A 20,749-nucleotide genomic window follows, 5' to 3' on the forward strand; every position below is an offset into this window, starting at 1 on the left:
GTATAGTAAGAACTATTTTTTTGATATTTTTTCAAACACCCAAGCTGGGCCAATTAATAAAAATTGTAAATCCTTAAGAAAGGACGGTTTTTTACCTTCTAATTTGTGGCCATAAAATTGGCCTATCCAGGCTACAATAAAAATTATTAATGAAGTGTAAAATAACGGAAATAAATTGGATATAAAGTAATTACCAACTAAACAAATAATTGAAAATGTAAGCATTTTTACAAAGATTGAAAATGACAGACGAATGTAAAAAATCATTATAATAAGTAATATTAGAGCTGCCCAATTTTCAATAAAAGGATTATTAATATTTAAAAATGTTGAAATTATTTTTGAAGGAATACTCATAAAAAGTCCAACAATACTAAAAAATATTGCAGGTACACAAATATAATGAATCAGTTGATTCGTTTCATTCTGGTGACTTTCAGAATATTCATTAAACCATTCTTGTTGTTTTTTCATGAATTAAGGAGTGTTAACAAACGTTAACTAAAATCATTTAAATTTATTGTTTTTTTATTGCAAATTTGCGGTTAGATAATTAAGAATAAAATATAAATATAACCTTTTATTTATTGTTTAAAGAAAACGAAAAACCATGATTAAATATTGCAAAGAAATAAAAATTATTTTCCATTTTTTTATGTTACTATTTTTAGTACAAGTATCATATTCTCAAAATGTTAAAGGAATTGTTGTAGATGAAGATAAATTACCTTTAGAATTTGTTTCTGTAGCACTTTTACAACCATCAGATTCTTTATTGGTAAAATATACTTCAACTGATGCAGATGGTAAGTTTGATATTTCAGGTTTTAAGGAAGGTAATTATATGCTTCAAATATTTTTAATGACCTACCAAACAAGTCAGAAAGTATATTCATTTTCAAAGGAAATGAAAGATTTAGGAACTATAGTGTTAAAAAAAGATGTGAATCTTTTAAATGAGGTAACCATAAACGCAGTTATTCCAATAAAAATAAAACAAGATACTGTGGCTTTTAATACAAAAGCTTTTAAAGTAAAGCAAGATGATAATGTTGAAGATTTAATAAAAAAATTACCAGGAATTCAAATTGGAACAGATGGAACTGTAAATGCTCAAGGTGAAGATGTAACAAAAATTTTAGTAGATGGGAAAGAGTTCTTTAGTAATGATATGGCTATTGCTTTAAAAAACTTAAATGCAGATGCAATTAAAAGTGTTCAAATAATTGATGAGGAAAGTGATGATACTAGAACAACCGGAATTAAAGATGGTGAAAAAAGTAAAATTATTAATTTGGTTTTAAAAGAAGGTAAAAAGTCTGGATATTTTGGGAAAGTTGGTGCAGGAATTGGTACAAATGATAGGTATTTATCGGAATTTGATATAAATAGATTTACTAAAAACACACAATTAGCCGTTTTTGGAAAATTAAATAATATAAATAATACCGGAGCAACTGTTTTTAGAAGAGATGGAAGTAGAGGTGGAAACAGTGGGTTTTTAACAACTGGTACTGCAGGGGCAAATTATAATTATGAATTTAAAAAAGATTTAAATTTTAATTTAGATTATCATTATGGTTATTCAGATAGGGAGGAACAGGAATCTTCAACAAGAACACAATTTACTCAGGATAAAATTTTCACTTCAAAAAAGGAAAATGATAACCAAAATATATCAAACAATCACAATATAAATTTTAGTTTACGAGATAGATCACAAGAAGGAAAATATTTGGTTTTAAGAGGTAATTTTAAAAATGATTCAAGAGAATCGGATAGTAATGCTTCTACCAAGTATTTTGATGAAAATGAAAATTTAGACACCAATAGTGATAGAACTACCAGAAGTGAAGATTTGAGAAATAACGGAAGTTTAGCACTTTATTATAGTAAGAAATTAAATGAAAAAGGACGAAATTTTAGGGTGAAAAGTGGAATTTCATTTTCTGATAATTCAGATTCAAATTTTCAAAGGTCATTAAATAAATACAATCTTTCAGATAGTTCTAGTATTTCAGAATCTAATGAGGAAACCAAAAGAGAAGAGGATAATAAAGGATTAAACTATAATGTTTCAATTAGATATATGGAACCTATAATTGAACATCATTTAGTTAGTTTTTCAACTGAATTTAAAAACCAAAATAGTGATGAAAAATTAGATCAAACTAAAAAAATTAATAGTATTGACCAAATTCCTTTTATCTATCAATTAGATTATAACAAGCAATTTATTGAAAATCAATTAGGCTATGTTTTTAGCAAGGATAAAATTCAACTTTATGTTTCTGGAAAATTGGAAAGTATTAAGCAAGAATTGGATGTAGATAATACGTCTTATATTAATAATAAATTTGATAATGTTTTACCTAGAGTATCTTTTAGTTATGAATATAAAAAAGGGAAAAGGTTAAGATTTAAATATGAAAAGGAAATTTCTTTACCAAGTTCTAACCAAGTTACTCCAATAGTTAATGACTTTAATCCGTTATTTATTACTGTTGGTAATAGCAATTTAACACCAGAAAAAAATTCTGAATATTCTGTGATGTTTTATTCTCATGAATTTAATAAAGCAACTAGTTTCTTCTCATATTTAGGATTTACTAAAACTACCAATGCTATAATAACAAATAGAAGTATAGATGATAATTATGTACAACTTTCAACTTTTGAAAATTATGGAGATAAAAGCAGGTTTAGAGGACATTTAAATTTTAGTAAAAAAATAAGTACTATTGGATTACGTTATAATTTAAGACTAGGAGGAGAGATTAACGAATACAATACTATTATTGATAGTGATTATAATGAAACAAATAGCAAAGGTTATAATTTTGGATTAAGTTTTAGTAATGAAAATAAGAATAATGTTGACTTAACAATAGGTGCAAAATACGATGTTAATAAAACAACGTATTCTTTACAAAATACAGATAGAGACTATTTTAAGCAAAATTATTATACAAAATTTGGATTGGATTTAACCAATAGTTTAACATTTAATACTCAGTTTGATTATTCCTTATATACCGATAATAATTTTGATTCTCAAAATGTACCTATTTGGAATGTTTCGTTAGATTACGCTTTTTTAAAAGGGAAAAGAGGGAATTTAAAATTACAAGTCTTAGATATTTTAGATAAAAATGTTGGGATAGAAAGAACTAGCTCAGATAATTACTTTGAAGAAACAATTCAGGAAAACCTAGGAACTTATGCTATGTTAAGCTTTACATACAGCTTAAAACCTCCTACGGGTAAAAGTAGTAAAAGAGGAGGCGATAGCGGAAGAAGACGTTATCATCATTAAGAATTAGTAATCCAGTTTTTACTTTTCATTAAGTTGTAAATATGTGCATAATGGTGGTTGCAATGCCAAGCATAAATACCAATATTTGTTTTTAATGAAATATAGTTATTTCCTTCTGGATGAATAAATTCTTTATTTAAATCTTGGTCTGAAAGACCTCTTAACAAATAAACCCATTTAGCGTGTAATGCTGAAAGCATATTAATAGAAAGATTAATAGGACCGGATTTACCATCAAATAATTCGGCCCACCTTTCTTCATAATATGCTTTTATTACAGGAGTATCTTCTGTTAATGTCCATTTAAATCTTGAATAACTATTATGGTGACTGTCTGCACAATGATGAATTACTTGTCTAATTGTCCAACCATTTTGTCTATATTTTGAGTCTAATTGTTCGTTACTTAAATCTTTAACAAGGGTTTCAAGCTTAATTGGAAATTCCTCAATTGTACTAATCCATTCTTTAATGTGAACTTCTGAAATTTTTGTAGGAATATTAGCTTGGCCTATTGGATATTTTAGTTTTTCAATCATTTAGTAGTGATGCTGTATTTATTAATAAATTTTTTAGCCCTTTTATTTCCAGAATCTATAGCTAAAGATTTTTTATAATATTCTATAGCTTTAATTGTATCGCCTGACTTTTTTAGCGCATCAGCATAACTATCATAAACATTAGAGCTGTTAGGATGTAATTTCATGTTAATTTTAAAAATACCCAACGCTTTAGTGAAATTATTGTTATTTAAAGCTCTATAACCAAGTTTGTTGAAGTTTTTTTCACTTACGGACTTATCTAATGAATCATTTTTTTGAATGGTTAAATAACCTTCAAGTGCTTTATTAAAATTACCTTCCTTTAAAAAATCATTGGGAATTTTTTCATCCTTTTTTAGCTTTCTAAATTTAAATTTAATGGAATCATTTTCTTTTTTAGGAACTAAAATTATATAATTTTCTTCAGTTTCATAATTTATTGAAAATTGAATTTTTTCATTCATTTCTTTAATAAAAAAAGTATTTTCATTAATTATTAGAGGTTTTATTTTTGTTGCACCTCGCCATTTTAAAAACATATCATTTTCAATAAAGAAAACTTCTAATGTTTCATCAGAATTGTATAAGTATTTACCTGTTACAGCATTTATAAATTTGGGACTATTAGTAGGAGAGGAACACGAAATAAGATAAAATGAAAATATTGAAAGTAATAATTTTAGTCTCATAGTATTAAATTTCTAAATGTAAATATAGAAAAAACGTATAAATGAAAGCATTTAGACGTTGTGAAATGATATTTTAAACAGTAATTATCCCAATTTGCTAATTTGCTGTAGTTTATTTAGATCTAGAATCTCAATATGTCTATCGGAAACTTTAATTATATTTTCTTTGTTAAATTTAGACAAGGTGTTAATTACACTTTCTTTAGAATATCCCAGCATATTAGCAAGTTCTTTTCTAACCATTGGAATTATAAAAGAATTTGAATTGTAAATTTTAGCAAAATCTAATAAAATAATTGAAAGTGCCCCATCAATATTTTTCTGTGAAAGTGTTGTAATTCTATGAAAAATAGCATTGGAAACTCCAGACATATGCTTCATTAGATCCAAAGCAAAATCCCCATTAGTTTTAATGAAGTTTTCAAATACTTTTTTATCTATAAAACTCACTTTTGATTTTTCTAAAGCAGTGGCAGTAAAATCAATATTTTCAAAAGCGAAACAGCATATTATACCAATAAAAGAATGAGGCTCTATTAAGCCTAAGGAACAAGGAGTACCATCATTAGAAATTTCTAATTTTACGAGACCTTCATTTAAGTATAGAATGTTATTCACGTCCATACCGCGTTTAATTATAGTTTCACCAGATTCAAATTCAATATCAGATTTATGCTTTACCAATTCATTCTTTTCTTCAATGGTTAGCTTATTTAAACAGCCTTTTGCATTTAGTAAAGTATATTTAAGATGGTTCTCTTTATTTAAAAAATCTGGCATAGAATTTAATTTAAAATAAAACTACATTTTTAGTAATGTAAAATTACATCATAAAGAATAAAAAATACCTTTATAAAGTTGTTTTTTAAACAAAAGAGTGTAACTACATTTACATAAGAATTATAGTTGGTTTGTACTTTGAAATATAAATAGAATTAAATTAGAGGTTTAATTTTTAAATTGAATTATTAGATAAACATTATTAAAATTATTGATTGTACTTTCACTTATAATATTTGTTGATATATTATTTAAGTTGTTTTTGTTTGTACAAATTGTTTGGTTGGGTTTTAAAATGAATTTCACCAATTTACTATTGGTAAAGTTGTGATGTTTTCTTCAATCTTAACAATTATGTTTTTGTAAGGTTATAAATTAAAGTTCGTTTAATTATAAAAAAATTCAATATTAAAAGTTAATATTTATTAATCGATTCTATTTATATTTTTAAGTATTTATTATTCAAAAAAAAAGCATTGAAATTATTTCAATGCTTTTTTACTTTTATATGTTTAGAGAATTTTTATTTAACTCCCACTAATTCTACATCAAAAATAAGTGTAGCATCTGGAGGGATAACTCCACCAGCACCTTGTGAACCATATGCTAAGTTAGAAGGGATTACTAATCTGGCTTTTTCACCAACTTTTAATAATTGAATTCCTTCGTCCCATCCTGGTATTACTTGACCAACACCAATTGTAAAATCAATAGGTTCTTTACGTTGGTATGAAGAATCAAAAACTTGACCATCAACTAATTGCCCTTTGTAGTGTACAGAAACCTTACTTCCTTTTGTAGCAGGTTTTCCCTCAGCAGTTTGTAGTATTTTATAACGTAATCCGCTTGGAGTTTCATCATAACCAGCAGCTATTTTATCCATAGCTTCTTTTACTGCATTTTTAGCTTCTTCTTCACGTTTAGCTCTAGATCCTTCAAAAACTCTAAAAGCTTCTACAGCATTAAAGTTTTCAGCATCAGCACCAACTCTTACAATTTCTAAAGTTTCAAGTATATCATCTTGAGCTATTGTATCAACAATGTCTTGACCTTCAACAACATTTCCAAAAACTGTATGTTTGTTATCTAACCAAGGAGTAGCAACATGAGTAATAAAAAATTGACTTCCGTTTGAAGCAGGTCCAGAGTTTGCCATTGATAAAATACCAGGTCCACTATGTTTTAAATCTGGATGAAATTCATCATCAAAACTATAACCAGGAGAACCAGTTCCAGTTCCTAGAGGACAACCACCTTGAACCATAAAATCAGCAATTACTCTATGAAATTTTAAACCATCATAATAAGGTGTACCTTGTGGTTTAGATTTGTTTTCTAAATTTCCTTCAGCTAAAGCAACAAAGTTACCAACTGTTCCAGGAGTTTTTTCAAATTCTAAGTTTACTAAAATAACACCTTTTGAAGTGTTAAATTTTGCGTATAATCCGTTATTCATTTTCTTAAATTTTATTGAAGGCAAATATACATACTTTCATTTGAAATAAAAGCATTATAATATTTTTGTATAAAACAAAAAAAAATCTGATAAAAACCAGATTTTTAATAATTTATGAAATTTATTAATTATTCAGCTTCAGCTACAATAATTGATTCATTTGTAATATTTTCAATTTTTGAATTATCACTTGTTAATCCACAACCTTTGACAGATTTGCAAGAGGTACATAATAATGTAAATGTAATTGCTAGTATGGTAAAAGTTATTTTTTTCATTTTATTAGGGGTTATTTTGAGATTTATTAAAGGGGAAATATACAAAAAATTATGAACAAAGTTTATTTAATGTATAGATAATTAGTTCTTCTACAGGTTTATAAGGGTCTTCGCTAAAAGTTCCATTTGCTCTGTTAGCTATAATTGCATTCATAGAACAAGCCTCATGTCCTAGTAATTTAGATAAACCATAAATTGCTGAAGTTTCCATTTCTAAATTAGTGATTCTAAGTCCATTATATTCAAAACTATCAATTTTATTGTTTAATTCTGGATCTTGAATTGGTAATCTTAAAACCCTACCTTGTGGTCCATAAAAACCTCCTGCAGTAGCAGTTACACCTTCAAAAACCCCATTTCCAGATAATTTCATACCTAATGTTTTACTATTCTTTACAATATAAGGTCTTGCTTTTCTTGGGCTCCAGTTTGTATGTTTAATTAGCGCATCTTCAAAATCTGGTTCTAATATGTGTTCACATTTATAAGAGTGAAGCATACCATCTAATCCTAAACCATATTTTGCAAGTACAAAACTATCTACTGGAATATCATTTTGAAGTGAACCAGATGTTCCTATTCTAACAATGTTTAAGGAAGTGTGATTCTTTTTAATAGTTCTGCTTTCCAAATCAATATTTACCAAAGCATCCAATTCATTCATAACAATATCTATATTGTCTGGTCCTATTCCGGTAGAAATAACTGAAATTCTTTTTCCTTTATAAACACCTGTAATTGTTCTAAATTCTCTTTTTTGAGTTTCAAATTCAATAGAATCGAAATAATTAGAGATTTTTGGAACTCTATTTTGATCACCTACAAAAATAATATCTTGAGCAATATTTTCGGGTTTTAAATTTAAATGGTAAACACTACCATCAGGATTTAAAATAAGTTCTGATTCTGCTATTTTTTTCATATTTATCCGCCAACGCGTTTTACATTATAACCATCCTTTTTAAGGATTTCCATTATTTTATCTCTAAATTTTCCTTGAATAATAATTTCACCATCTTTAACACTTCCTCCAACTCCACATTTTTGTTTCAACATTTTCCCTAAAGATTTTAATTCATCTTCAGAGCCTTCAAAACCAGTAATAACAGTTACTGTTTTACCTCCTCTTGCTTTATTTGAAAAATGGGCTTCTAAATGCTGTTGGTTGGGTTTAAGGTTTTCTTGTTGATTTTCTTTTTCGTATTCAAAATCATTATTGGTTGAAAATACAAAACCACCTAAACTATCTAAACTATTTAATTTTTTTTTACCCATTGTTAAATTGCGAATTATTAGTACAAAGCTACTTAAAATGTATTTATTTTTTAAGTTTATTCCAGATAAATACAAGGGCAGCCAAAAGTTCAAAAACTAAACCAATTGCCATAATTAAATTTGCTTGTGGATTGTTTGAGAATTTTAAAATTGCACCTGCTATTAATAAAAAAACACCAAATGTAAATATTGATATAACTTTTTTTGAGATCATTTAATAAGGCCTAATTCTTTTAAACGTTCATTTAAAAATTCACCTGCAGTAATATCATCGTATACTTTTGGACGCACATCATCAATACATTCTTTTAAACAATTTAAAGGCATTTCACTTATAGGATGTGTGAAAAAAGGTATTGAATATCTTGGTTTATCCCATTCTTCTCTAGGAGGATTTACAACTCTATGTATAGTAGATCTTAATTTATTGTTTGTTAACCTTTCTAACATATCTCCAACATTTACCACTAATTGTTCTGGTAATGCGGTAACAGGAATCCATTCACCTTGTTTATTTTGTACTTCTAGGCCAGAAGCTGAGGCTCCCATTAAAAGAGTAATTAAATTAATATCTCCGTGGGCTGCAGCTCTAACAGCACCTTTTGGTTCTCCTTTTATAGGAGGGTAGTGGATTGGGCGTAAAATACTATTTCCGTTAATTACATAATTGTCAAAATAAAATTCATCTAAACCTATATAAAGGGAAAGTGCACGTAATACGTATATTGCTGTTTTTTCCAAATTTTTATATGCTTCCATTCCTATAGAATTAAAACCGGGAACTTCATTTACAATTACATTTTTTGGATATTCTGCTTTTAATTTATCATTACCAACTACTTCTTGTCCAAAATGCCAAAACTCTTTTAAATCTCCTACTTTTTTTCCTTTAGCACTTTCTTTACCAAAAGATGTATATCCTCTTTGACCTCCAATTCCTTCTATTTCATAAGATTCTTTAATCTCATCTGGTAAATTATAAAAATCTTTAACTTTAGCATACAAATTGGCAGTTAAGTCATCTGATAAGAAATGACCTTTTAAAGCAACAAAGCCAATTTCTTCATATGCTTGACCGATTTCTTTTATGAATTTTTGTTTTTTTTGTGGATCATCAGATAAAAAATCTGATAAATCTAAACTTGGAATATTTTTCATTTTCTAGGTTTTGGAACCTAAAATTAACAAAATTTATTTGAATTTATTAATTAAAGGTATGTTATAGCTTAAAGTATAAATAAACCCAATTCCCAAATCATTTGAAAATACACGATTAAAGCCAGGAACATATAAGCTTTTAAAGTTTTCAGGATCATCTGCACTCATCATTTTATTAATACTTACTTGAGCTCCTAAATACAAGTTGTTAAGGGTTTCAACCTTCATTCCAAATACAAATTCAAGCCAATGGGCATTTAAGTCTTTATATTCTGTTCCAACTTCAATTGGTGATGAAGTAAAATAAGTTCCATCTGCATTAGGAGTATAATCAATAAGTGTTTGTTCATAAAAACTTAAACCGTAACGTAAACCAAAAAATATTTCGTTATCCATTCCTTTCCAGTTTTCATAAGCATTATAATTAACCCCTACCTTTAAATAAGATCCTTTAGCAGAAAAATTGAAATAATCTTCTTCTCTGGTTACATCATCAAATCCAAATTCAAAGGCAGCATAATAATTAGTAGCAACTTTTAAATCACCTACCAAAGCAAATCCTTTTGAATCTTCATCAAAAAAAGAAATTACAGGTTTGCTAATATCGGCACCTACTCTTAATCCATAGCTTACTTTTGTTTTAATTGTATCTTTAGTTTTTTCTTCTTGAGAAAATGAAGAAAAACTAAGTAATAAACTAATGGAGAATATTAATATGCGAAATGGTGTCATTATCTATAGTTGTATTATTAATATTAAATCCTTTAATCCAATGGTTTGTTGTGCTTTCTATTTCTAAATCTTCAAAAATGGTAATATAACCACAAGATCTTGAAACAAAAACATCATTTCTATGATAGTTAAATACAATAGTGTCTGAAGTACCATTAGATGAAATTTTATAAGTTGTTGTGTTTTCATTAAAGTCTAGCGGAATGCTAATAGAATCCAACGAAGAAGCCTGAAAAGACTCAATATCGTAGGAGTTTAAAGCTCTAATACTATCAATAGTAATCTCTTTAATAATAGTGTCATTTTCAAAACTAACAAATTTCAACACTAAATTTGGTGTTGTGTCTTCTAAACATATATCATCTTTATCACAACTAATAACTAGAGTGAAAGATAAAATTATAACTAAAATATATTTTTTCATATTGAGTTAACTCAAATTAAATTACCTTTTTATAAGGTATGTTTCAAACATTAAAAACAACAATTTATTGCTTATTAAACTGATTAAATAGGATTAAGACTGTTTTATTTATTAAGTGTCTTAGGTTATTTTTTATTTGAGCAAATATAGGAAAGAAAAAGTAAAATTTATAAGTAGAAATTTAATAAATAAACAACGTTATTTTTTATGGTTAAGGTTCATTTTTAATACCATTTTCATTGTTTTTTAAAGAATAGTTATTATTGAAAATAGATTAATATTTGAAGATTTAGACTTTCTTATTTAGTCTTTATTTGGTGAAGAGTTTGTAATATTTAATAGTGATTTGGTTTTATATAAATAAATTCATTATTTTTTATTTAGCTATATATTAGTATCTTATGAGTGTGTTTGTTGGTGGGGATCTAAATTAACTGATTTTTTGTATTTAATTCATATTAAAAAGAATGTCGTATGAAGCATAAATTGAAAGAGCAAGAGGTGGCAGACCGAAGTCGTCCTGCAATGGTGAAAAGTACGCGTTCACGTGGAGTTTTATATCGTAAGATTAGTAATTTACTTATGATCTTTTTTTTCATATTTCTTATTAATTCAACGTCATTAATTCCCTTTTTTAATGTGCAAAATCCACTTTATGATTTGGTACCTATACCCAAACCTTTATTTATTTTATTAGCAATACTCAGTGTTTTAGGAGTTATTATCTTAAGAAAGAAGGCACGTAGACACAAATCGCCTCGTTTTGTTAAACTTGAATCTGCACCAGGAGTTCTTTTTTTACGCCCATTTTCTGAAGACACAGATTGGAAAGTTTATTACAGTTGGGGAAGAGATCGAAGACCAACAGCTTTTTTGGAGCTATTAAAAGTTCAAAAATTTGAGTTAAAATTATGGTTAAGAGGTCTCCGAAGACAAGAAAATTATGAGTTTGGAGAGATTTTGTCAGAACTCACACTTAGTTTTGGTAATATAGCTGCTATTGGAGAGCCAGGATCACCACCTATAATTGGAGCAGATAATGTTTATGTCTCAGATGATAACTGGAAAGAAGAGGTTTTACAAATGGCCAGAAATGCAAATCTAGTTATTTTAACAGTTGGAATTACGCCAGGTGTTATTTGGGAAACAGAAAATATGATTCGTTTAATTCCTCCATCTCGTTTATTGCTAAATATTCCGGGAGGAACTCCTTCAAAAAGAAGAAAAAATTATGCAGAGTTTCAATCTGTTGCGGGAGATTTATTTCCTGCTGGATTGCCAAAAAAATTGAAAACTCGAGCAATCTCATTTAAAGAAGATTGGTCTACTATTGAAGATACCAAGAGGCAGCCACTTGTGGGTAGTTCTGCTCATGTTGCTTGGTGGATGTCTCGTGTATTACCTTAGAAAAATTAAATATTCTATTAGAATTCAGCTTCTTTATAGAATGTCATTTTTTCTTTAGTTATTGGATGTTTAAATTCTAATGTATCAGCATGTAAATACAATCTATTAGATTTTTTACCATATAAATCATCACCAATAATAGGAATATTTAATCCTAAAGAATGGGAAGCATGTACACGTAATTGATGTGTTCGCCCAGAAATAGGGTAGAAGTGTATTTTTGTTTTTCCGTTTTTCCGTTCAACAACTTCCCAATTTGTTTCAGCTGGTTTTCCATGTTCAAAACAAACCAATTGTCTTGGCCTATCATCTAAATCAACCCGAAGTGGTAAGTTAATTGTTCCATTATCATCAGTTACAATACCATCTAATAAAGCCGTGTACCTTTTTTTTACGGTTTTATTTATAAATTGACTTTGTAAGTTTTTGTGTGCTTTTTTGTTCTTTGCCAAAACTAATAATCCAGAGGTAGACATGTCTAACCGATGCACAATAATTGGACCGGTAATATTTTTAACTTGTTGTTTAATTCGTGTATAAACCGAGTCTTGAATGTGAATTCCAGGAACCGATAAAAATTCGGCAGGTTTGTAAACCACAATTAAAGATTCATCTTCAAAAATAGTTTCTAGCTCCTTACCAATTGCCGGATTTTGTAACATCGGGTTTGTATCCATTTCAATTCTAGCCAACATATGAGTTAATATTGGTTTGCACTTTCCTTGACAAGCAGGATAAAATTGTTGGTGTTTTCTTATTTCTTTGTTTGGTGATTGTCCCCACCAAAATTCAGCCATTGCTATCGGTTTTAAATCGTGTAAAAATGCATATTGCAATAATTTTGGAGCTGTACATTCTCCAGAGCCTGCAGGTGGTTTTTGTTCAGTAGTATCAATAAATAATTGAGATAAATTTTTGACTTCTTTTTTTGAATTGAGAAACTGATATTGTTCAAATAAATATTGTTGTAATGCTGCTGATTTTGTTTTACGTTTATCTTTTAATAGTTCTATTTTATTGGTGAAAACTGATAGTTTTTCTTTAACAGATTTTAAGGTATGTTTCCAATAACGATTTACATTATTAAAAAAATATTTTGTTTCTAAACTCTCTTTGCTTAAAGTCTTTTCAAAAAGAGTATAATCTTCTAATGATAATTCTAATTTTGCTTTTTCTCTACGTGAATTCCTGTCTTTTTTAGCAGCTTTTAAGGCTTCTTTTTTTTCTTGAATATCAATATTTGCTTTTTTATTTTCTAACTTTTCTTGTGCTAGCAATACTAAATATTCAGTGTTATTTTCTAATTTTTCTATTTCTAAATTAATGTTATTTAAAATCGTTTCTTCTTTTAGGAAATAAGAATCCTTTGTAAGCATATCATAAACAGGAGGGACAAACTTTTTATGCTTATTTTTTTCTGCCAACTTGCCTGAAACTGCTGTAATATATCCAATTTCATTTTGCTGGTTTTTCACTACCAATACACCAAACATTTTTCCAATAACCAATCCTTTTTTAGAAATGTCTAAGCCAAAATTATGTTCAAAATCGGTTTGATTTTTTAAGTAATTTTGAACTTCAGTTGCAGCTAATTCACATAATGGGTGAGGCTCATAGTAAAAGGGGAATGTAAATTTACTTGGTAATTTTATATGGTTTATGGTAGTTGAGAAGTGTTGAAAATGTGTTTGCACAATAAATTGGGTAAAATTTTGAGCAAATATACTTTTTTTGAAATTCACTTTTTTAGAATAAGAGTCAATTTATATAATCATATAGAATACAATTAGTTTTTGTTTATTATTATTCAAATTACTTTTTGGAGCACTAAAATAATTTGTAAATCATAAAAAGTATTATCTTTCGGAGAGAAAAAATAAACCGAAATATTTTAATAATGAAAAAACAAATCTCTTTACTAATTCTTTTTATATTAACTGTATTTATTACTGAATTGCAAGCTCAAAAAATAGATGGAGAATTAAAAAAATGGCACAAATTAACATTAGTTTTTGATGGTCCGGAATGTTCTGAAAATGATGAGTTTAATCCGTTTTATAATTACAGATTAGATGTTTCTTTTAAACATAACAAGACAGGGAAAACATATTTAATTCCTGGTTATTTTGCAGCCGATGGAAATGCAGGACAAACTTCAGCAACTTCAGGGAATAAATGGAAAGTTCATTTTTCACCAGATGAAATAGGAGAGTGGTCTTATAGTGTGAAATTTATTAAAGGTAAATGGGCTGCAGTTAGAACTCGTGAAAAAGGTGCCCCATCTGGTAAATTTATGGACGGTACAAAAGGAAATTTCACAATTAAACCTACGGATAAAGTTGGTAGTGATTTTAGAGGGAGAGGTAGATTGAAATATGATGGTACCCCATATTTAAAACTAGCAGAAAAGGGAGAGGTATTTTATAAGTGCGGATCTGATGCTCCTGAAAATTTCTTATCATATTATGCTTTTGATGGTGATTTTGCATCGGATGGACATAAAGATAATTTGGTAAAAAAATGGTCAGCGCATCTTAAAGATTGGAAAAATAATAATCCTATATGGAAAGACGGTAAAGGAAAGGAAATAATTGGAGCAGTAAACTATTTGGCCTCAAAAGGTATGAATTCAGTTTCCTTTTTAACAAATAATATATCTGGAGATGATCAGAATGTGTTTCCATATATAAACTATGATACTTTTGATCGTTTTGATTGTTCAAAATTAGATCAATGGGAAATTGTTTTTGAACACGCACAGGAATTAGGAATATTTTTACATTTTAAAACCTTAGAATATGAAAATCAAGGATTGTTAGATGCTGGAGCAATTGGAGGTTTAACTAAACTATATTACCGTGAATTAATAGCGCGATTTGGACATCATTTAGCTCTAAACTGGAATTTATGTGAAGAAATTGGAGATTGGGGTAATTATGATAAAATCCCTACAATGCCATTAGATGATTATCAGCGAAGAGCTTTGTCTGAATATATTTATAGTGTTGATGCTTATCACCATCATATGGTAATTCACAATGGTAATTGGTATGATGCTATGTATGGAAATAAATCAAAACTAACAGGAGCTTCATTACAAACTAATAAAGCTGATTTTAGTAAAGTTCACGAACAAGTTATTAAAGTTTTAGCAGAAGCTAAAGCAGCAGGTAAAGTTTGGGCGGTTGCTTGTGATGAGCCTGGTGATGCACAGCATTCATTAATAACAGATGAAGAAGATCCTGAACATTATTTTGCTAGAACCAATGGATTGTGGGGAGCAATGTTAGCTGGTGCTTGGGGAACAGAGTGGTATTTTGGTTATAAGCACCCACATTCTGATTTGTCTTGTGAAGATTATCGTTCACGAGATAAGTTTTGGGAAATGGGTAAAATATGTTTAGATTTTTTCACTAAGAATAATTTACCTGTAGATAAAATGACAAATAATGATAGTTTAATTTCTAACAAAAATGATTATTGTTTTTCTTTAGAAGGTGATACTTATGTAATACTTTTAAAGAAAGGTGGAGAAGCCAAGTTGAATTTAAAATCTTATTTAGGTGAATATTCTATACAATGGTATAACCCTAGAATTGGAGGTGAACTTCAAAATAGTAACATAAAAACCGTAAAAGGTGGAAATTTGCAGTCCTTAGGAAATCCACCAAAAGATATGGATAAAGATTGGGTTGTTTTGGTAAAGAAAATATCCTAATCAATTAAATAAATTCAAAAAAATAACTGTTTAGAATTATCTAAACAGTTATTTTTTTTGTGTAAAATGTAGACTAATAATTTATGGTGTTGATGAAAAATCATAAACGTAAATAGGTCCCTTATTTAAATCTTTTAATTCAATAAAATCTAACATTCCACAACCTTTAAAAATATTTTCAATTCCTACAATTTTACCATTTGTGGTATTGTAAATATATTCAAAAATTAATTTATTATTTATATAAATTTTTACTTTTTTGTTTTTAACAATAACATTAAATAAATTCCAATTTTGGGTGTCAAGTTTAAAAGAAGAAAGGTTAGTATCCATTCCGTTTATTACTTTTTCACCAATTTTAACTCCAGAATATTGCGAACAACCATTTTCCATTAAACTGAAATAATTTGTTTCATTGGTACAAAAAAGTTTCAAATTAAAATTATAACAAGTTATCCCTCCAATATCTTCGGTGTTTTTAAATCTCGCTTTTAATTCAAAATTATCTCCATCAATTTCAAATTGTTTAAAGAGTCTATTTACAACATAAAATACAGGATCATTAAAACCATTGTTTCTAATTCTTTGAGGGCTGTAATACAATGAACCATTTTCAGAATGCGATTCAATTTTACGATTTATCCAAAATGTTTGAGAATCTTTTTCAGGCATTATATAACTATCCCAACCATCGGATAGGGCAAGAACTTTTTTTGAATTTATAGTTTCACCATCAACTTTTAAATCTACCTGATAATAACCTGGTATTTGATATGTGAAATTGTTTATAAACTTAGATTTATTTAATTTGGTTGTACGAGGGCCTCTAATTGGGTTTTTAAAATTATAATCAACAATTATACTATCTGTGTTTATTTCGCTTATATTATAATTTATAGATATTGTATAGGGTGTTAAACCAATTGAGTCTTTTAAATCAAATTTAAAATTGTTATTTATTTTAAAAGCTTGGGGAGAAATAAAAACCATATATAAAAATGCAATAACCAAAATACTTACAGAAATTAAAACGAGTTTTAACCAATTTTCACTTAGAGTATATCTTTTCGGGTTGTTTTTGTTTTTAGAATTATCACTATTAATAGAAATTCTTGTTTCTATAAAATCATCCCAATTTTTGAATCCAATAAAAATAGACAAAGCATCTTTTGTAGCCTGTTGTGGGTTATAGGATTTTACATATTTTATTTTACCAAAAAGACGTTTTAATGTATGTGAACTAATTGAAATATTAGATTCAGCTGAAATGATTTCAGATAATTTTATAAAATCTCGATCTTTCCATAAGTTTGGTTTATCCCAGTTAAGTTTTTTCTCAATTTCAATTAAACAATATTTTAGATAATCCTTATCATTCATATGAGGTTAAAAATAGAAAAACTTTAAATAAACTTTGCACAAAGTTTGCAAAAACTTTGAACATAAGTCTGTGGAAGGAAATTAAACTTTAATTGCTAAATTGAAAAAGCAGTTAGTCTTCTGCTTTTAATTTTAAACTAATTATTTAACCAAATATAACTTTTATGAAATTTATTAAACCATTAACAAGTTTTTTAATGTTGCTTTTTATAAGCACATTATTTGCACAAAAACAATCTGTAAAAATTAAAGTTTTTAAAAAGAATATTCCTACTTATGATATGGGAGCAGATGATCCTAATGCTTATTTAAAGGATTTTAAAATTGAGGGCTTAAAATATTTTAGGGATAAAAGATCTACGTATCCATATTCATTTCAGAATGATTATAAACCAACAAAAAAAGAGGTAGAATATGAAGTTGTTCGTTTAGAAAATGATTATATATATGTGGATATAATTCCGCAATTAAGAGGAAGAATACAAGGAGCTGTTGATAAACGAAACGGGTGGGATTTTTTATATTATAATAATGTTATTAAACCAGCAGAAATTGCAGTGCGCTCGGCATGGTTATCAGGAGGGTTGGAATACAATCATCCTGGAGGTCATGGATATACTCAAATGAATAAAATAACTTATGATATTAAAGAGAATTCAGATGGTAGTAAAACTGTGATAGTTGCAGAAATAGAACCTGTGAGAATGATGAAATGGGAGTATGAAATTATTTTAAGACCAGATGCATTGTTTGTAGAAACTAAAGGAAGGTTTATAAGTACGGTTCCTTATATGGTACCATTTGTATCGTCTAATAATGCGGCGATGCATGCTACAGATGAGATGGAATTAATCTATCCTCAAGAAACATATGCAACTGGACATGGAATTAGTAATTTAAAAAAATGGTCTGAATATTCAAAAGATGGTACAGATTGGAATTGGGTAAAAAATGTAAAACATTCACTTTCTGCTTTTACTGATGGTACAGGAACGGTTATGGATTATTGGGGAGTTTATTCCCATGATAAAGGTATTAATGCTGGTTCAGTTGTTGTTGCAGATCATAGAGTTGCTCCAGGAAAAAAATACTTTACTTGGGGAACTTCAGAAAGTGGTAAACAATGGGATACTTTTTTAAGTGATAATGATGGTGGTTATATTGAGCTGCAACATCAGGCTTTTAATGAAAGAATGAATCACGGATACGGTGTGTTACAGCCATTTGAAGTTAAAGAATTTTCTATTTTTTGGTACCCTATTAAAAATACTTCAGGATTTATAAAAGCAACAAAAGAAATTGCCGTTAATTTTAAAAGAATTAATGATAATAATTATAGATTGGATCTAGCACCAACACTTAATTTGCCAAGCTCAGTAATTACTATTTTGAAAAATGGTAAAAAGATTGAAGAGTTGAATTATGATTTTAAGGTAGGTGAAATTTATAACAAAAATTTAAATCTGAAATCAATAGAATCAGATACTTTAGAATTGATAATTGTAGACAATACTAAAAAACCATTTTTTAAATATGTAAATAAAATTAAATCAGAACTACCTGTTCATCATAAGATTTTAGAAATAGATAAAAAAGAATTGACTATAGATCAGCTTTATACAAAAGCAATGTCTAATTATTTTGATTTTTATGGTACAGATGCAGATGAATATATTGAAGAAATTTTATTAAGAAATCCAACAGAATCAAGAGCTCTTAGGTTAAAAGGAACTATTCAAGTTAAGAGAGGTGAGTATAAAAAAGCCAATGAAACATTTGCAAAGTCATATATAACGGGTCATTTTTACGGTCGTTCAAGAGCTGATTTTTTAAATGGTTATGCATATATTCAGTTAGGTGAACTTGATAATGCTCATAAATATCTTGCTAAATCTTCTAGAAATAGGGGAGATTTGGATAATTCATTGTTTTATTTGGCGCAGGTTGAGGTTTTAAAAGGTAATTTACATGAGGCATTGAGAAGGTTAGAGGAAGTTCCTTTATCATATCTTACACATCCTAATATTTATAATCTTTTCACTTATGTTACAAGAAAATTGGGTGATAAAAATAAAGCTCAATTTTATCTTGCAAAATCATTTGAAAGAGACCCACTTAATTTTGTGGGTTATATAGAAAGAATGGAATTAGAAGGAGCAACCGAGCAGCTAATTGATAAAATTAATTTTTTATTCGATAGAAAAGATAAACTTTTTCTTGGTTCACAAAATTATATGGAGACTGCAATATTCTATATGAATTTAAACGATTACACTGAAGCCTTGAAAGTTTTAAGAATTGCAGAAGAAAATTATGCTTCACAAAAATCTATGTATCCAATGGTAAATTACTATTTGGGATATTGCTTAATGCAAATGGGGGGAAACACAGAAGCTTTAAATTATTATAAAAAGGCATCAGCAACAAATACTAATTATGTGTTTCCGTTTAGGGTAAGTTCTGTTCCAGTTTTAAAAGATGTTTTAAAAAACAATCCTGAAGATGATATTGCAATGATGTATTTAGGAGACTTGTTATATCATTTAAGACGTCATAAAGAAGCCATAACATTATGGGAAACTTCAAATAAATTAAATCCGAATAATAGTAGAGTAAATCGAAATTTAGCAATAGGTAGACATGTTGAGAAAGTTGATGATGTTGATGCTACAATTTATCTAATGGAGAAGTCTTTTGCAAATTCAAATAATAGTTTAAGAACGTTTAGTGAATTAGAGTTTTTATATATAAAAAAAGGGAATAATAAGAAACTAGAAGAGCATTATGATAATAATCTAGAGTTATTGTATCGTAAGGGGGAATCTGCACTTAATGCTGTTGATTTTTATAATAAAGTTGGAAGGTATGTTGATGCTCAAAATATATTGAAAAATTCATATTTTAGTGCGGTTGAGAAATTATTGGGTATACCGTTTCGTCATGTGCGTTATTCAGAAGCATTAATTGGGAACGGTAAAAAAATGATGGAAGAAGGTAATTATAAGCAAGCAATTGAAGAATTTCAAAAATCTTATTTATACCCAAAATACTTAAATGAGGTTATTGTAAATCATCCAGTTTTCACTCGAACAGATTATTATGTTGGGTTGGCTTATAAGTTGGATAAGCAGACCGAAAAAGCAAAAAAGTATTTTAAGAAAGCTATAAATCAGAATATGAACCCTATTTCTGTTGCTACAGTTTTTAAAGCAAAAGCATTAAAAGAGCTAGGGCGTAAAAAGGAAGGTGATAAAATTGTTAAGAAGCTGATTAGTGAAATAGAATCAATGATTAAATTGAATGAAGAAGAAACCCTTTTAAATGAACGGGGAGGTAATAATGCTGCTGTTAATGATTATATTTTATCATTGTCTTATAATTATTTAGGTGAAAATGATAAAGCCCAAAAAATTATGGAATTAGCTTTAGAAAAGGATTATAATGTAGCATATAATGCTATGTTGGCTTCAGTTCATATATATGCAAGAAAATTCACATTAGAATAATTTTACTAGTGAATTAATTTAAAATTATTTCTAAATTATTCTAAGGTTTAAAGTAAAATTTCAGTAGTGAAGACTTTAAAAAAAAGGT

At 28.0% G+C, this 20,749-nt stretch carries 18 protein-coding genes; 4 read left to right on the top strand and 14 right to left on the bottom strand.

Features of this window, described 5'->3' with window-relative positions; translation table 11 throughout:
• Positions 1 to 12: 12 nt before the first annotated feature.
• Positions 13 to 474 carry an Mpo1 family 2-hydroxy fatty acid dioxygenase gene (locus DAD81_RS12750; protein ID WP_111708656.1) on the bottom strand — a complete coding sequence of 154 codons (462 nt, stop codon included), beginning with the start codon at positions 472 to 474 and terminating at the stop codon, positions 13 to 15.
• A gap of 136 nt (positions 475 to 610) precedes the next feature.
• Here DAD81_RS12750 and DAD81_RS12755 point away from each other — a divergent pair, with 136 nt between their 5' ends.
• Positions 611 to 3,316, top strand: a complete 2,706-nt coding sequence (locus DAD81_RS12755; RefSeq protein ID WP_111708657.1) for a TonB-dependent receptor domain-containing protein — start codon at positions 611 to 613, stop codon at positions 3,314 to 3,316.
• On the opposite strand, the gene DAD81_RS12760 is transcribed toward DAD81_RS12755, so the two are convergent.
• The 11 genes from DAD81_RS12760 to DAD81_RS12805 form a co-directional block, all read right to left on the bottom strand.
• Positions 3,313 to 3,855, bottom strand: a complete 543-nt coding sequence (locus tag DAD81_RS12760; RefSeq protein ID WP_111708658.1) for a YfiT family bacillithiol transferase — start codon at positions 3,853 to 3,855, stop codon at positions 3,313 to 3,315. The two genes, DAD81_RS12755 and DAD81_RS12760, sit on opposite strands and share 4 nt — an antisense overlap.
• The gene (locus DAD81_RS12765; protein WP_111708659.1) at positions 3,852 to 4,547 is read right to left on the bottom strand and encodes a tetratricopeptide repeat protein; all 696 of its coding nucleotides are present in this window, start codon (positions 4,545 to 4,547) and stop codon (positions 3,852 to 3,854) included. Before DAD81_RS12765 ends, DAD81_RS12760 begins: the two co-directional genes overlap by 4 nt.
• A gap of 84 nt (positions 4,548 to 4,631) precedes the next feature.
• Positions 4,632 to 5,327, bottom strand: coding sequence for a Crp/Fnr family transcriptional regulator (locus DAD81_RS12770; protein ID WP_111708660.1), 696 nt, complete (start codon positions 5,325 to 5,327; stop codon positions 4,632 to 4,634).
• A gap of 523 nt (positions 5,328 to 5,850) precedes the next feature.
• Entirely contained in the window at positions 5,851 to 6,783 is a 933-nt protein-coding gene (locus DAD81_RS12775; protein WP_111708661.1) for a peptidylprolyl isomerase, read from the bottom strand.
• A 128-nt stretch (positions 6,784 to 6,911) separates the two neighbouring features.
• Positions 6,912 to 7,061 (bottom strand): hypothetical protein, encoded by a 150-nt coding sequence (locus DAD81_RS20715; RefSeq protein ID WP_157961125.1) that lies wholly within the window; start codon positions 7,059 to 7,061, stop codon positions 6,912 to 6,914.
• A gap of 49 nt (positions 7,062 to 7,110) precedes the next feature.
• On the bottom strand, positions 7,111 to 7,983 hold the full coding sequence (locus DAD81_RS12785; protein ID WP_111708663.1) for a nucleoside phosphorylase: 873 nt from the start codon (positions 7,981 to 7,983) through the stop codon (positions 7,111 to 7,113).
• Positions 7,984 to 7,985: 2 nt separating this feature from the next.
• Entirely contained in the window at positions 7,986 to 8,336 is a 351-nt protein-coding gene (locus DAD81_RS12790) for a translation initiation factor (protein WP_111708743.1), read from the bottom strand.
• A 43-nt stretch (positions 8,337 to 8,379) separates the two neighbouring features.
• Positions 8,380 to 8,550: a hypothetical protein gene (locus DAD81_RS20720; RefSeq protein ID WP_157961126.1), complete on the bottom strand. Its 171-nt coding sequence runs from the start codon at positions 8,548 to 8,550 to the stop codon at positions 8,380 to 8,382.
• A complete protein-coding gene (locus DAD81_RS12795; RefSeq protein WP_111708664.1) occupies positions 8,547 to 9,494 on the bottom strand; it encodes an isopenicillin N synthase family dioxygenase in 948 nt (315 codons plus the stop codon). The genes DAD81_RS20720 and DAD81_RS12795 overlap by 4 nt, the downstream gene beginning before the upstream one ends.
• 33 nt (positions 9,495 to 9,527) lie before the next feature.
• Positions 9,528 to 10,226, bottom strand: a complete 699-nt coding sequence (locus DAD81_RS12800) for a DUF6048 family protein (protein ID WP_245949253.1) — start codon at positions 10,224 to 10,226, stop codon at positions 9,528 to 9,530.
• The gene (locus DAD81_RS12805; protein ID WP_111708665.1) at positions 10,192 to 10,650 is read right to left on the bottom strand and encodes a DUF6452 family protein; all 459 of its coding nucleotides are present in this window, start codon (positions 10,648 to 10,650) and stop codon (positions 10,192 to 10,194) included. The genes DAD81_RS12800 and DAD81_RS12805 overlap by 35 nt, the downstream gene beginning before the upstream one ends.
• 474 nt (positions 10,651 to 11,124) lie before the next feature.
• On the opposite strand from DAD81_RS12805, the gene DAD81_RS12810 reads away from it, so the two are divergent.
• Positions 11,125 to 12,057, top strand: coding sequence for a hypothetical protein (locus tag DAD81_RS12810; protein WP_111708666.1), 933 nt, complete (start codon positions 11,125 to 11,127; stop codon positions 12,055 to 12,057).
• A 17-nt stretch (positions 12,058 to 12,074) separates the two neighbouring features.
• Here DAD81_RS12810 and DAD81_RS12815 read toward each other — a convergent pair whose 3' ends face one another.
• Positions 12,075 to 13,799: an RluA family pseudouridine synthase gene (locus DAD81_RS12815; protein ID WP_245949255.1), complete on the bottom strand. Its 1,725-nt coding sequence runs from the start codon at positions 13,797 to 13,799 to the stop codon at positions 12,075 to 12,077.
• A gap of 155 nt (positions 13,800 to 13,954) precedes the next feature.
• On the opposite strand from DAD81_RS12815, the gene DAD81_RS12820 reads away from it, so the two are divergent.
• Positions 13,955 to 15,775: a DUF5060 domain-containing protein gene (locus DAD81_RS12820; protein ID WP_111708667.1), complete on the top strand. Its 1,821-nt coding sequence runs from the start codon at positions 13,955 to 13,957 to the stop codon at positions 15,773 to 15,775.
• An 81-nt stretch (positions 15,776 to 15,856) separates the two neighbouring features.
• On the opposite strand, the gene DAD81_RS12825 is transcribed toward DAD81_RS12820, so the two are convergent.
• A complete protein-coding gene (locus DAD81_RS12825) occupies positions 15,857 to 17,155 on the bottom strand; it encodes a hypothetical protein (protein ID WP_111708668.1) in 1,299 nt (432 codons plus the stop codon).
• A gap of 164 nt (positions 17,156 to 17,319) precedes the next feature.
• On the opposite strand from DAD81_RS12825, the gene DAD81_RS12830 reads away from it, so the two are divergent.
• Positions 17,320 to 20,661, top strand: coding sequence for a DUF5107 domain-containing protein (locus DAD81_RS12830; protein ID WP_111708669.1), 3,342 nt, complete (start codon positions 17,320 to 17,322; stop codon positions 20,659 to 20,661).
• Positions 20,662 to 20,749: the final 88 nt, after the last annotated feature.

The organism is Lutibacter citreus (assembly GCF_003260195.1).
In the GTDB taxonomy this organism is placed as follows: Bacteria; Bacteroidota; Bacteroidia; order Flavobacteriales; family Flavobacteriaceae; genus Lutibacter; species Lutibacter citreus.

Excerpts from the sequence above, each read along its gene's own strand:
- DAD81_RS12765 (WP_111708659.1), bottom strand. The coding sequence starts at position 4,547 with ATGAGACTAAAATTATTACTTTCAATATTTTCATTTTATCTTATTTCG.
- DAD81_RS12825 (WP_111708668.1), bottom strand. The coding sequence starts at position 17,155 with ATGAATGATAAGGATTATCTAAAATATTGTTTAATTGAAATTGAGAAA.
- DAD81_RS12770 (WP_111708660.1), bottom strand. The coding sequence starts at position 5,327 with ATGCCAGATTTTTTAAATAAAGAGAACCATCTTAAATATACTTTACTA.
- DAD81_RS12795 (WP_111708664.1), bottom strand. The coding sequence starts at position 9,494 with ATGAAAAATATTCCAAGTTTAGATTTATCAGATTTTTTATCTGATGAT.
- DAD81_RS12790 (WP_111708743.1), bottom strand. The coding sequence starts at position 8,336 with ATGGGTAAAAAAAAATTAAATAGTTTAGATAGTTTAGGTGGTTTTGTA.
- DAD81_RS12755 (WP_111708657.1), top strand. The coding sequence starts at position 611 with ATGATTAAATATTGCAAAGAAATAAAAATTATTTTCCATTTTTTTATG.
- DAD81_RS20720 (WP_157961126.1), bottom strand. The coding sequence starts at position 8,550 with ATGATCTCAAAAAAAGTTATATCAATATTTACATTTGGTGTTTTTTTA.
- DAD81_RS12830 (WP_111708669.1), top strand. The coding sequence starts at position 17,320 with ATGAAATTTATTAAACCATTAACAAGTTTTTTAATGTTGCTTTTTATA.
- DAD81_RS12775 (WP_111708661.1), bottom strand. The coding sequence starts at position 6,783 with ATGAATAACGGATTATACGCAAAATTTAACACTTCAAAAGGTGTTATT.
- DAD81_RS12785 (WP_111708663.1), bottom strand. The coding sequence starts at position 7,983 with ATGAAAAAAATAGCAGAATCAGAACTTATTTTAAATCCTGATGGTAGT.
- DAD81_RS12820 (WP_111708667.1), top strand. The coding sequence starts at position 13,955 with ATGAAAAAACAAATCTCTTTACTAATTCTTTTTATATTAACTGTATTT.
- DAD81_RS12805 (WP_111708665.1), bottom strand. The coding sequence starts at position 10,650 with ATGAAAAAATATATTTTAGTTATAATTTTATCTTTCACTCTAGTTATT.
- DAD81_RS12800 (WP_245949253.1), bottom strand. The coding sequence starts at position 10,226 with ATGACACCATTTCGCATATTAATATTCTCCATTAGTTTATTACTTAGT.
- DAD81_RS12760 (WP_111708658.1), bottom strand. The coding sequence starts at position 3,855 with ATGATTGAAAAACTAAAATATCCAATAGGCCAAGCTAATATTCCTACA.
- DAD81_RS20715 (WP_157961125.1), bottom strand. The coding sequence starts at position 7,061 with ATGAAAAAAATAACTTTTACCATACTAGCAATTACATTTACATTATTA.
- DAD81_RS12810 (WP_111708666.1), top strand. The coding sequence starts at position 11,125 with ATGAAGCATAAATTGAAAGAGCAAGAGGTGGCAGACCGAAGTCGTCCT.
- DAD81_RS12750 (WP_111708656.1), bottom strand. The coding sequence starts at position 474 with ATGAAAAAACAACAAGAATGGTTTAATGAATATTCTGAAAGTCACCAG.